A 12,109-nucleotide genomic window follows, 5' to 3' on the forward strand; every position below is an offset into this window, starting at 1 on the left:
CGTCTGCAACTGGGCGATAGCCGCCACGACATCGCTTAATAGCCGATCCACGCATTCTCGATATGGCGAGGCGGGGTGCGGGGGGCGAGGAGGATGACGTCGATCCGCACGTCACAGCCTTGGGCATAGGTCGACGCTAATATCTCCGCCGCTGCTGCCACCCGCGCCAGCCGGCGTTCGTCGATCGCGTGGTCGAGGTCGGCGGCGGTCGCGCGGGTCTTTACCTCGACGAAGGCGACGATGTTCGCCTTGCGCGCGATCAGGTCGACCTCGCCGGCCTTGGTGCGGATGCGGCGGGCGAGGATGCGCCAGCCCTTCAGCCGCAGCCACCAGCCGGCGATGCGCTCACCCCGGCGGCCGGCATCGTCGGCGGCGACGCGGGAGGCGCGCGAACGGGGGCGGGGCGGGCGGGCTAGCACGCGCCGGTTGTGCCGCGCCCGGCCCGGCCCGGCAAGTCAGCGCATCAGGCCGGCTGCGCGCAATGCCTTTTCGATCGTGGCCTGTACGGTGCCGATGGGGCGGGGTTCGGGGGTGAGCCGTTCGAGCTTCGCGCCGCGCGGGGTGGGCTTGGCGGCAGGTTCGGCGGCGGCGGGCTGCTCGACGGTATCGACCAGGCCCCAGCCGCGCGCGATCTCCAGCGTGCTCGACAGGCCGACATCGAGCATGAACGGGCCGGCATGGCCGATGCCGCTCGCCGGGTCGATCGGCACGCCGTGCCCCATGCCGGTGATGCGCCATTCCTCGACCAGCGCCTGCCCCTGCGCGTCGCACCATGCGCGTTGCGACCAGTTGGTGCCGTTGCGACCCTGCCGCGATTCCGCCGGCAGCGCGTGGACGCGGCGCCATTGGTCGACCAGCGCGTCGCTGTTGGCGATGACGACGGTGAGGTCGGCGGTGCCGTGCCAGACGGCGACGCGCGGCTTGGCGGGGGCGGGGGCGATGGCGAGCGCGTCGAGCGCCTTTTGTCCGCGCATCCGCTCCAGCGCGGCGCGGACGCCGATCGCGGTGCCATAGGGCAGGCCGCCGATGATCGCCCCGGCGGCGAAGCGTTCGGGCCACGTCGCCAGCATCACTGCGGTCATCGCGCCGCCCGCCGACAGCCCGGTGATGAAGATGCGCGCCGGATCGATCGCGTGGGTAGCGACGACATGGTCGATCATCGCCGCGATCGATTCCGCTTCACCGCCGGTCCGGGCGATGTCGGCGGCCTCGAACCAGTTGAAGCAGAGATTGGCATTGTTGGCGCGGCGCTGTTCGGGGAACAGCACGGCAAAGCCCTGCGCATCGGCCAATGTCGACCAGCCGGTGCCGTGGTCATAGCCCGCCGCATCCTGCGTACAGCCGTGCAGCGCCACCACCAGCGCCGCACCCGGTTTCAGGTCGACGGGGATGTAGACGCGCGCCCGCAGATTGCCGGGATCGGGCGCGAAGCCGGTCACATCGTGCAGGCGATCGGCAACGGCCGGTTTGGCCTGGGTGGCACGCATTCGCTGCAATTGCTGGATCGTATCGGAAAGGGCCGGCATGTCAGGAAACCTCGCTGTTCGCGACTTCGCATTCGGCCGCGTCATGTCCTAAGGATGGCGTTTCATGCTGCATTGCACAATGGGCGGTTCGAACGGAATTGCGTTCGGTGCAGTACCATCCGGACGGTCGGTACGGTGGTTCCGGTGGCGAGGCAGTCGCCCATCCGCCGTCCGGTTTCGGTGAAGCCGAACCTGACCAGCGCGCGGCCGGATGCCGGATTTTCGGCAAGATAGCCCGCGGTCATCGACATGCATCGATCGATTCAGGGGTGTCGATACCGAAAGACTCTCTCGTCACACCGGACTTGTTCCGGGGTCCCGCTTTCTTGGGTCGGGCGGAGGAGAAGCGGGACCCCGGGTCAAGCCCGGGGTGACGGGGAAAGGTAGGGATTTCCTTCACGACTAACCGTGGGTCGCGCGGTAGAAATGCGGCACCCGCGCCAGCCGCCGTGCTATCTCCGCATCGCCACAGACGCGGACGATGGCGTCGCCGCCGCGGGCGTACGGACGGCGCAGCGTGAGCGGCGTGGCATGGAGAGCGGGACGATCGAAAAAGCGCGTCATGTGAGACGTCGTACCGGGGCGACCGGCGGGCCGCCAGCGCGGCGAGATATCGATGTGTGACAATCCAATGGTCGGGGAGAGAGGATTCGAACCTCCGGCCCCTGCCTCCCGAAGGCAGTGCTCTACCAGGCTGAGCTACTCCCCGACGGAGTATCGACAAGGCCGCGAAAGGCGCCTGCCGTTGCTTGGAGGCGCGCCTATAGCGGGCGGTTTCGGGGTCTGCAAGCGGGATTCGCATGTCCGCCTGTTTGGCTTTGGCGGGGAAGCTGCTAGGGGCGCTTGCATCCTACTCTTTTCGATTGTGTGACCGTGGCCACTCCGCTCGACAAACTGCGTAATTTCTCGATCATCGCCCATATCGACCATGGCAAGTCGACGCTGGCCGACCGGCTGATCCAGCGGACCGGCGGCTTGGCCGAGCGCGAGATGTCGGCGCAGGTGCTCGACAACATGGACATCGAAAAGGAGCGCGGCATCACCATCAAGGCGCAGACCGTGCGCCTGGAATGGAAGGGCCATGTCCTGAACCTGATGGACACGCCGGGCCATGTCGACTTCGCGTACGAAGTGTCGCGCAGCCTCGCGGCGTGCGAGGGCGCGCTGCTGGTGGTCGATGCGGCGCAGGGGGTCGAGGCGCAGACGCTGGCCAATGTCTATCAGTCGATCGAGCATGACCATGAGATCATTCCGGTCATCAACAAGATCGACCTGCCCGCCGCCGAACCGGAACGGGTGAAGACCGAGATCGAGGACATCATCGGCATCGACACGGCGAACGCCGTGCTGGCGTCGGCCAAGTCGGGGATCGGCATCGACGAAATCCTCGACGCGATCGTCGCCCATATCCCGCCGCCCAAGGGCGACATCGACGCGCCGCTCAAGGCGATGCTGGTCGACAGCTGGTACGATCCGTATCTGGGTGTCGTCATCCTGATCCGCGTGATCGACGGATCGATCCGCAAGGGCCAGCAGATCAAGTTCATGAACGCGGACACGACGCATCTGGTCGACCGGGTGGGCGCGTTCCGGCCGAAGATCGAGCAACTGTCCGATCTGGGACCGGGCGAGATCGGCTTCATCACCGCGCAGATCAAGGAAGTGGCGCAGACGATGGTCGGCGACACGATCACCGACGCCAAGCGCCCGACCGCGGAAGCGCTGCCGGGGTTCAAGGAAGTGCAGTCGGTGGTGTTCTGCGGCCTGTTCCCGGTCGATGCCGCCGATTTCGACAAATTGCGCGAATCGATCAGCAAGCTCAGGCTGAACGATGCCAGCTTTACGTTCGAGATGGAAAGCTCGGCGGCTTTGGGCTTCGGCTTCCGCTGCGGGTTCCTGGGCCTGCTGCATCTGGAGATCATTCAGGAGCGACTGACGCGCGAATATGACCTCGACCTCATCACCACCGCGCCGTCGGTGGTGTACCAGATCGAGCTGACCCATCCCGATCCGGCCGGCATCACGCAGATCGACCTGCACAACCCGGCGGATATGCCCGACGTCAACAAGATCAAGACGATCAGCGAGCCGTGGATCCAGGCGACGATCTATGTCCCCGACGAATATCTGGGAGGCATATTGAAACTGTGTCAGGACCGGCGCGGCATCCAGATGAACCTGACCTATGTCGGCGGGCGGGCGCAGGCGGTGTACGAACTGCCGCTCAACGAGGTCGTGTTCGATTTCTACGATCGGCTGAAGTCGCTGTCGAAGGGCTATGCCAGCTTCGATTATGAACAGATCGGATACCGCGAGGGTGACCTCGTCAAGATGAGCATCCTCGTCAACGAGGAGCCGGTCGACGCGCTTTCGATGATCGTCCATCGCGGCACCGCCGAGACGCGCGGACGCGGCATGGTCGAGCGGTTGAAGGAACTGATCCCGCGCCACCTGTTCAAGATTCCGATCCAGGCGGCGATCGGCGGCAAGGTGATCGCGCGCGAGACGATCAGCGCGATGCGCAAGGACGTGACCGCCAAATGCTATGGTGGCGACGCCAGCCGCAAGCGCAAGCTGCTGGACAAGCAGAAGAAGGGCAAGGCGAAGATGCGCGAGTACGGCTCGGTCAGCATCCCGCAGGAAGCGTTCATCGCCGCGCTGCGGATGGGCGACGACAACTGAGGGCGGCGGCGCGCCGCCCGCGCCGTCATCGCCATACGAAAAGGGCCGGCGCTGCGACAGCGCCGGCCCTTTTTGCGTTGCTTGGGAGCAGAACCTTAGGAGAGGACGCCCATGACCATCTGGACGGTCAGCGCGACCCCTGCCCAACCCAGCGCAGCCATGCCTGCGAGGGTGACGATTGTCGTGCGACCCGAATACTTACCGTGCATCCTCTCAAACCCTCCTGTTTTTCTCTTGCGGCAAACTGTCCCAAAAAAACGACGATTGCAAATTTATGAAATGCGGAAATCGGGTGGATTTCGCTGTAATTGCGCCGCAATTCATGGGCCGTGCGTTAACCATGCTGCGCTGCAAAATAGACGATGTAGAGGGCGTTGTTCCGAATTGGCACATATGACTGCCTTGTCGTTCGCAACTGCGATGTAACGTTTTACGTGCGAGGCGAGCCGAAAATATTTTTTCGCATCAGTCAGCAAATCGTCAGAATTGGCAGTTGGCGAACGTTTTGACGCTACGGTAGCCGTCGTTGACCATGCGAATCATCGGCGATCGCCGGAACCTTCGCGTTCCACGAGCGTCATGCGATAAGGCAGATTGTGCCTTTAGCAGGAGCAGCCGATGGCTGACAGTGATTCGAATCCCGCCGCCGCCGCGACCGAGCGGATGCGTGCCGCCGGTAGCGCGATGACCGAGCAGGGATCGCAGCTCGGCCTGACCATCCTGTCGCAGGCAGAGGCGAATACGCAGGAAGCGTTTCGTGCGATGCGCGAGGCGGCACAGGCGAGCGACATCAACGAAGTGATGCGCATCCAGTCCGACTATCTGCGCGATCAGGGTGCGCGGTCGATGTCGCAGGCGCGGGAGGTCAGCGAGCTGATCGCGCAGTTCGGCCGCAATGCCATCGGGCAGATGACCGGACGCGGTTGATCGCTGGCCATCCGGTCGGCGGCGTGACATTGTGGGGGAACGATGATCCGGCGAATTCTGCTTCTGTTGGCGAGCGTGCTGCTCGCCGCGCCTGCGGTTGCGCAGCCGCGCCCGCCGGTCGTCCTTGCCGCCGCCAGCCTTCAGGAATCGATGAACGCGGCGGCCAATGCCTGGGCGAAGCGCGGGCATGTTCGCCCGACCCTGTCCTTCGCCGCCAGCTCGGCGCTGGCGCGGCAGGCGGCGGCGGGGGCGCCCGCCGACCTGTTCGTGTCGGCGGATGTCGAATGGATGGACGATCTCGACCGGCGCGGGCTGCTGGCGCGGGACAGTCGGGTCAATCTGCTCGGCAACCGGCTGGTGCTGATCGCGCCGGCCGACAGCCGGGTGCGGGTCGCGCTGCGGCCGGGGCTGGATCTGCGGCCGGCGCTGAACGGCGGGCGGCTGGCGATGGCCGATCCCGATGCGGTGCCGGCGGGGCGCTATGGCAAGGCGGCGCTGATCCGGTTGCGCGGCTGGGACAGCGTGGCGCCGTCGGTCGTGCGGGCGGAGAATGTCCGTGCCGCGCTGGCGCTGATCGAACGCGGGGCGGCACCGCTCGGCATCGTGTATGCCACCGATGCCAAGGCGTCGGCGAAGGTGCGCGTCGTCGGCGTGTTTCCCGCCGCCAGCCATCCGCCGATCACCTATCCGATTGCCCGGTTGAAGGCGTCGCAGAATGTCGAGGGCGAGCGGTTCCGCCGCTTCCTGGTCAGCCCGGCCGGCCGGGCGATCTTCGTGGCGTACGGATTTAGCCCACGCTGATGCCCGATGGCGCCGAATGGGCGATCGTCCTGCTGTCGTTGAAGATCGGGGGCGTGGCGATGCTGGCTGTGCTGCCCGTCGCCTATGCGCTGGCTTGGCTGCTGGCGCGGGGGCGGTTTCCGGGGCGGGTGCTGATCGACGGCATCGTGCATTTGCCGCTGGTCCTGCCGCCGGTGGTTACGGGATGGCTGCTGCTGCTGGCCTTTGCGCCGACCGGGCCGATCGGGCGCTGGCTCGAGGCATGGTTCGGTGTCAGCGTCCTGTTCCGCTGGAGCGGAGCAGCGATCGCTGCGGGGGTGATGGCGCTGCCGCTGATGGTGCGTGCCATCCGCCTGTCGATCGAGAGCGTCGACCGGCGGCTGGAAAGCGTGGCGCGGACGCTGGGCGCCAGCCGGGCGCGCGTATTCTGGAGCGTGACCGCGCCGCTCAGCCTGCCGGGCGTGCTGGCGGGCATGGTGCTGGGCTTTGCACGGGCGCTGGGCGAGTTCGGCGCGACGATCACCTTCGTATCGAACGTGCCGGGCGAGACGGCGACGCTGCCGCTCGCCATCTACAGTGCGTTGCAGGTGCCGGGCGGCGAGGCGAGCGTCGTGCGGCTTGCGGGCATGTCGGTCGTGCTGTCGCTGGCGGCGCTGGTCGTGTCCGAATGGCTGGTGCGACGGGGCGGGCGGAGGGTGCATGTCCTTTGACATCGACGTCACCGTGCGGCTGGGCGAGGCGGTGGTCGGCGCGGTCGTGCCCGACGACGGGCAGGATAGCGGGCTGACGGTGTTGTTCGGCCCGTCGGGGGTCGGCAAGTCGAGCGTGCTGAACATGGTCGCCGGTCTGTTGCGGCCGGCGGCCGGCCACGTCCGGGTCGGGGGTGTCACGCTGTTCGACGCGGCGGCGGGGATCGATGTGGCGGTGCCACGGCGCTGTGCCGGCTATGTGTTTCAGGAACCGCGCCTGTTCCCGCACCGCCGGGTCGCGGCCAATCTGCGCTATGGCATGGGGCGGGGCGCGCCGCCGATCGGCTATGACGACATGGTCGCGCTGCTGGGGTTGCGGGACCTGTTGCACCGCTGGCCGGCGACGCTGTCGGGTGGGGAAGCGAAGCGGGTGGCGATCGGGCGGGCGCTGCTGTCGGGCGCACGGTTCCTGTTGATGGACGAACCGCTCGCCTCGCTCGACCGGGCGCGGCGCGAGGAGGTGATGGCGACGATCGAGCGGCTGCGCGACGCGCTGCGCCTGCCGATCCTGTACGTGACGCACGATGCGGCGGAGGCGGACCGGCTGGCGACCCGGATCGTCCAGATGTGACCATCCTCCCGCCGCAATCGGCGGGTGATGTCGCGGCCGAAACGATCGGGAGTTCGGCGATGCGGAAATTGGTTGCGGGCATGGCGTTGCTGGCGGCGGCACCGGTGATGGCGCAGGAGGTCGAGCCGGATGGCCCCGACATCGTCGTGACCGCCGGCAAGCCGCTGAACCTGGATGCGAAGGTGCTGCGCGCGGGGCAGCGTCGCTTTGTCGGCGATCGCGCCGAACTGGCGCCGAACGGCGCGCTGCGGTTCGAACTGTGGCGTGGCGGCGGCCGGATTCCTGCGACGACGGTTCCGATCACGCTGCGCAACGATGCCGGAGAGACGGTGCCGGTGACCGTCGACGGCGAAGGCCGGATCGCATTTGGCGACCTGCCGAGAGGGCGGTGGTTCCTGACCGCGCCCGCGCAGTCGCAGGGGATGTCGTTGCGGCCGATCGTGCTGTCTACGGGCACGACACCGACGGATCGGCGGCTGGGCGACCTGCGGCTGCAATGCCGGGTGATGCTGTCGATGGCCAAGGCGCAGGCATCGTTGCTGGCGATGCCGTTGATGGGCCTGCTCGATGCGATCGGCGGGTGCGAGAGCAAGCGGGTGCACGCGTTCAACCGCGCGGAACGGACGTTGGCCAGTGCGACGGCGATGACGTCGAGCGGAACACAGGCGCTGGAGATTTCGAAGCGGGGCAATGCCTATCTGGCGCCGCTGGCCGACCGGACGCTGGGCAATGAGGTGCGGGTGAAGATCGTCTATCGCTGATCGTCGCTGCCGGGCATCGGCACCCGCGCGCTTTGTCCGCCGCGCGTGAAATAGGCGGCGTCGATGGCGAGGCTGCGGAGCTGCCAGCCGTCGATGCTGTCGCCGGGCGACAGGGTGCGGGTGCCTTCGTTGCCGCGCACCAGCGCCACCGCGTCGCGGCCGAGGCGACCGACCACGCCGAGCAACTGCGGCGCGTCGGGCGGCAGCGCGTCGGCGGCGGGCGGAGCGAACAGCGTCCGGGCGAAGGCGGCGCGCAGCGGCGGCGGAGTGGCGGGCGCCGCCAGCGGCGTCGCGGCCGGTGGGGCGGCGACGTTTCGCGCCGGTTCGCGCAGCAACCAGGGCGGCACGGCCAGCGCGACCAGCACCGCACCGGCCAGCAGCGCGTGGCGGCGCAGGCTCATCCCCGCCATGGCGCCACCAATGTCGCGTCGAGCCGTACCCCGCCGGCCGCAGCGGTCAGCCGCCACGCCTGCATCCGGATCGCCGGGCGCGCGCGCTCCAGCATGTCGGCAAAGGCGACCACGGCCTTCTCGCTGCCCGACGCGCGTAGCGTGAGGACCGTCAGCGCCGGCGGCGCGGCGGGATCGGCCCCAAGCGTTTCGATCAGTACGCCGCCGCGCGCGGCATCGGCGCGGACGCGGGCGCCGAGGTGGGCACGGGCGTCGGCGGCGTTGTCGGCGGGAAAGGCGGCGTCGGCGGTGGCGAGCAGCGGGGCGGGGGCGCTCGCCTCGATCCGGGCGGCGTCGCGGGCGGCGCGGGCGACGGTCAGGTCGCCGAGCGCGCCACAGGCGGGGATCGCCAGCAGCGCGGCGGCTGCGACGGCGAGAAGGGGGAGGCGCGCCGTCACGGCCGCTGCTCCAGCGTCACGCGCATCCGTCCGTCGCCATCGGCGCGGGCCTGCGCCGTCGCGCGCAGACCGGCGAGCAGCGGATCGCGGCGGAGCGCGGAGAGCAGCCGGTCGGGATCGGGGGCGGCAACCTCGATCGACAGCTGTCCCGCGGCATCGCGTTCGGCGCGCAGCAGCGCCGCATCCTGCGGCAAGGCGCGGGCGATCGATTCGAGCGAGGTGCCGAGCGTCGGGGTACGCCATGCCTGGGCCAGCCGGATACGCGCGCGCTGTGCCGCCGCCTGCCCGGCGACCTGCGGCGCGGCGCGGCGGGCGATGGTGCGGCCCGCCTCCTGCGCACGCGCCGTCAGGATCGCGGCACCCGCCCAGGTCAGCAGCGGCGTGGCGAGGATCGCGGCGGCCAGCAACGCCGATGCCCGGTCGATCGGCGCGCGCGGGGTGCGGGGGGCGGGATCGGGCGTCGGTGCGCGCTCCGGCCGCGCGGCGCCGACCGCCCGGTCGAACAGGCTGGGCCGGATCGGCGCGCTGTCATTGGCGGGGCGGGGTTCGGCGGCCATCTCCGTTCCCTACGCCCGCCATCGCGGCGGGCACAAGCGAGTCATCATATTGTCGCCGTTCTGCCATTCAGACTTCATCGAACCGCAACCGCCGTGTCGCAGCGATGCGTCAACGCTGGGGACAGGGAGGGTGCCGACCGCGTCGGCGTCCAGAATAGCGGGGAAATCCAATGGCGAACACCGACCTGACCATCGGTTATGACGATGGCGATATCGAAACCAACCCGAGCACCGGCCCCAGCCTGCAGGATCTGGTCGACCAGCGTTATTCGCGGCGCCAGGCGCTGCGCGGCGGCGCATCGACCGCCGCCGTCGCGGTGTTCGGCGGCGCATTGCTCGCCGCCTGCGACGACAAGGCGCAGGGCATCGACAATACCGCCCCGGTGGTCGGCGGCACGTCGACCGGCGCGACCAGCGCGGGCCGCGTCGTCACGCTGACCGGCACCGCCACCGACGACAATGCGATCGTCGCCCAGACCTTTACCCAGGTGTCGGGACCGACCGTCGCGATTTCCAGCACGACGCCGGGCACCGCGACCTTCATCGCGCCGGCCGTGTCGGCGGCGACCAACCTCGTCTTCCGCTATACCGCGACTGACGTGAAGGGCGCGTCGAGCAGCAGCGACATCACGGTTGCCGTATCGCCCCCGACGTTGGGCTTTACCGCCGTCGCGCGCAGCCTGGCCGACATCGTTGCCGTGCCGACCGGCTATACCGCCAGTGTGCTGTACCGCCTGGGCGATCCGATCAACGCCGCGACGCCGGCCTTCGCCAATAACGGCACCGACACCGGATATTCGGCGCGCGCGGGCGACCATCATGACGGCATGAGCTATTTCGGCCTCGCCGCCAGCGCCAACACGCCCGATGCGAACAATTCGACGCGCGGCCTGCTGGTGATGAACCACGAGAATATCTCGGAGCAATATCTGCACGTCGCCGGACAGACGACGGTGGGCGGCGCGCGCCCGACGTCGGAAGTCGTCAAGGAAATGGAATGCCACGGCGTGTCGGTGGTCGAGGTGACCCGATCGTCGGGCAACTGGAGCTATGTCCAGGGATCGTCGCTCAACCGCCGCATCACCCCCTATACCCCGATGAGCTTCAGCGGCCCGGTAAAGGGCAGCGCGCTGCTGTTCACCGCCTTTTCGCCCGACGGCACGACCGGGCGCGGCACGATCAACAACTGCGCCAACGGCCATATGCCGTGGAGCACGTACATGACGTGCGAGGAAAACTGGGCGGGCTATTTCCGGCGCGACAGCGGCGACAACACGACCCGCACTGCGCTGGTTGGCGCGAAGTCGACCCAGGCGTTCACCCGCTACGGCCTGTCGCAGCGCAGCGGCAATTACGGCTGGACAACGGCCGCCGAAGCGACCGCCGGGCAGACGCTGATCGGCAAGTTCAACGCGACGATCGACGCGACCAAGCCGGTGAACGGCACCGGCGATTTCCGCAACGAGCCGAACCAATATGGCTGGTGCGTCGAGATCGATCCCTATGATCCGACCTCCACCCCGCGCAAGCGCACCGCGCTCGGCCGCATGAACCACGAAGGCTGCTGCCCCGGCCGCGTCTTCGCCGGGGTCAAGCCCGCCTTCTACATGGGGGACGACGCGCAGAACGAATATATCTACAAGTTCGTGTCGAACACCGCATGGGCCGAAGCCGACGCCACTGCGGCCAACCGCCTCGCGATCGGCGACAAGTATCTGGACGCCGGCACGCTGTATGTCGCGAAGTTCAATGCCGACGGGTCGGGCGAGTGGATCGCGCTGGTGTTCGGGCAGAACGGGCTGACCGCCACCAACGCGCTATATCCCTTCGCCGACCAGGCCGATGTGCTGACGCATTGCCGCCTGGCGGGCGATGCGGTCGGTGCGACGCGGATGGACCGTCCGGAATGGACCGCAGTCAATCCGGCGACCGGCGAGATGTACTGCACGCTGACCAACAACTCGTCGCGTGCCCCGGCCCAGGTCGATGCGGCCAACCCGCGGTCGTACATCGATCCGAAGGTCAACAGCACGTCGCGCTCGACCGGCAACGCCAACGGCCACATCATCCGCCTGCGCGAAGCGGGCGATACGACCGAAGCGACGCGCTTCGCATGGGACGTCTATGCCTTCGGTGCGGGGTCGGACCTCGACCCGACCAACATCAACCTGTCGGCGCTCGATGCGACCAACGATTTCTCCAGCCCCGACGGGCTGTGGTTCGGTCGTCCGTCGAACGCCAGCGGACAGGTGACGCCGGTGCTGTGGATCCAGACCGACGACGGTGCATACACCGACGTCACCAACTGCATGATGCTGGCCGCGATGCCGGGATCGGTCGGCGACGGCGGCACGAAGACGATCACCAATACCGGCGTGTCGGCGACCAGCACCGCGACGACCCGCATCGGCAAGGCACCGGGCACCGCGCTGCGCCGTTTCCTGGTCGGGCCGGTCCAGTGCGAGATCACCGGCATCGAATCGACGCCGGACGGCCGGTCGCTGTTCGTGAACATCCAGCATCCCGGTGAGGGCGGCACCGTCGCCAGCCTCTCCAGCAACTGGCCGGCGCTGCCGACCAGCGGCAGCAGCGTGATCTCGGCGAGTGCGGTCGGCACGGCGGGCACCCGCCCCCGGTCGGCGACGATCGTCATCACCAAGACCGACGGCGGCGTGGTCGCGCTGTAACGCATCGGTCGATCTGTCGGAT

General features: G+C 68.2%; 14 protein-coding genes and 1 tRNA gene. 7 read left to right on the forward strand and 8 right to left on the reverse strand.

Going from position 1 to position 12,109, the window contains the following annotated elements:
- Positions 1–35: 35 nt before the first annotated feature.
- The 5 genes from ASE83_RS10080 to ASE83_RS10095 form a co-directional block, all read right to left on the reverse strand.
- The gene (locus tag ASE83_RS10080; RefSeq protein WP_055788969.1) at positions 36–419 is read right to left on the reverse strand and encodes a YraN family protein; all 384 of its coding nucleotides are present in this window, start codon (positions 417–419) and stop codon (positions 36–38) included.
- 36 nt (positions 420–455) lie between these two features.
- On the reverse strand, positions 456–1,526 hold the full coding sequence (locus tag ASE83_RS10085; RefSeq protein ID WP_055788971.1) for an extracellular catalytic domain type 1 short-chain-length polyhydroxyalkanoate depolymerase: 1,071 nt from the start codon (positions 1,524–1,526) through the stop codon (positions 456–458).
- Positions 1,527–1,588: 62 nt separating this feature from the next.
- Entirely contained in the window at positions 1,589–1,777 is a 189-nt protein-coding gene (locus ASE83_RS10090) for a GNAT family N-acetyltransferase (RefSeq protein WP_055788975.1), read from the reverse strand.
- 151 nt (positions 1,778–1,928) lie between these two features.
- Complete coding sequence (locus tag ASE83_RS18490) at positions 1,929–2,090, reverse strand: hypothetical protein (protein ID WP_156352994.1); 162 nt, start codon at positions 2,088–2,090, stop codon at positions 1,929–1,931.
- A 68-nt stretch (positions 2,091–2,158) separates the two neighbouring features.
- Positions 2,159–2,235 (reverse strand) — tRNA-Pro (locus ASE83_RS10095).
- 164 nt (positions 2,236–2,399) lie between these two features.
- On the opposite strand from ASE83_RS10095, the gene lepA reads away from it, so the two are divergent.
- From lepA to ASE83_RS10125, 6 genes are all read left to right on the forward strand, one after another.
- A complete protein-coding gene (lepA, locus tag ASE83_RS10100) occupies positions 2,400–4,208 on the forward strand; it encodes a translation elongation factor 4 (protein WP_055789297.1) in 1,809 nt (602 codons plus the stop codon).
- Positions 4,209–4,826: 618 nt separating this feature from the next.
- Entirely contained in the window at positions 4,827–5,135 is a 309-nt protein-coding gene (locus ASE83_RS10105) for a phasin family protein (RefSeq protein ID WP_055788978.1), read from the forward strand.
- Between the two features lie 42 nt (positions 5,136–5,177).
- Positions 5,178–5,936 carry a molybdate ABC transporter substrate-binding protein gene (gene modA, locus ASE83_RS10110; protein WP_055788981.1) on the forward strand — a complete coding sequence of 253 codons (759 nt, stop codon included), beginning with the start codon at positions 5,178–5,180 and terminating at the stop codon, positions 5,934–5,936.
- Positions 5,936–6,625: a molybdate ABC transporter permease subunit gene (modB, locus tag ASE83_RS10115; protein ID WP_055788984.1), complete on the forward strand. Its 690-nt coding sequence runs from the start codon at positions 5,936–5,938 to the stop codon at positions 6,623–6,625. The genes modA and modB overlap by 1 nt, the downstream gene beginning before the upstream one ends.
- Positions 6,615–7,235 carry an ATP-binding cassette domain-containing protein gene (locus ASE83_RS10120; RefSeq protein WP_055788987.1) on the forward strand — a complete coding sequence of 207 codons (621 nt, stop codon included), beginning with the start codon at positions 6,615–6,617 and terminating at the stop codon, positions 7,233–7,235. Before modB ends, ASE83_RS10120 begins: the two co-directional genes overlap by 11 nt.
- A gap of 59 nt (positions 7,236–7,294) precedes the next feature.
- Entirely contained in the window at positions 7,295–7,996 is a 702-nt protein-coding gene (locus tag ASE83_RS10125) for a hypothetical protein (RefSeq protein WP_156352996.1), read from the forward strand.
- On the opposite strand, the gene ASE83_RS10130 is transcribed toward ASE83_RS10125, so the two are convergent.
- Genes ASE83_RS10130 through ASE83_RS10140 form a run of 3 tightly spaced genes read right to left on the reverse strand, consistent with a single transcriptional unit; the run spans position 7,987 to position 9,400 of the window.
- Positions 7,987–8,406 carry a hypothetical protein gene (locus ASE83_RS10130; protein WP_235513201.1) on the reverse strand — a complete coding sequence of 140 codons (420 nt, stop codon included), beginning with the start codon at positions 8,404–8,406 and terminating at the stop codon, positions 7,987–7,989. The genes ASE83_RS10125 and ASE83_RS10130 overlap by 10 nt on opposite strands.
- Complete coding sequence (locus ASE83_RS10135; protein ID WP_055788993.1) at positions 8,394–8,843, reverse strand: hypothetical protein; 450 nt, start codon at positions 8,841–8,843, stop codon at positions 8,394–8,396. Before ASE83_RS10135 ends, ASE83_RS10130 begins: the two co-directional genes overlap by 13 nt.
- Positions 8,840–9,400 (reverse strand): hypothetical protein, encoded by a 561-nt coding sequence (locus ASE83_RS10140; protein ID WP_055788994.1) that lies wholly within the window; start codon positions 9,398–9,400, stop codon positions 8,840–8,842. Before ASE83_RS10140 ends, ASE83_RS10135 begins: the two co-directional genes overlap by 4 nt.
- Before the next feature lie 170 nt (positions 9,401–9,570).
- Here ASE83_RS10140 and ASE83_RS10145 point away from each other — a divergent pair, with 170 nt between their 5' ends.
- Positions 9,571–12,087 carry a PhoX family protein gene (locus ASE83_RS10145; protein WP_055788997.1) on the forward strand — a complete coding sequence of 839 codons (2,517 nt, stop codon included), beginning with the start codon at positions 9,571–9,573 and terminating at the stop codon, positions 12,085–12,087.
- The last annotated feature ends 22 nt before the right edge of the window (positions 12,088–12,109 follow it).

Origin of the sequence: Sphingomonas sp. Leaf32 (assembly GCF_001421765.1) — a bacterium.
Lineage (GTDB): Bacteria > Pseudomonadota > Alphaproteobacteria > Sphingomonadales > Sphingomonadaceae > Sphingomonas.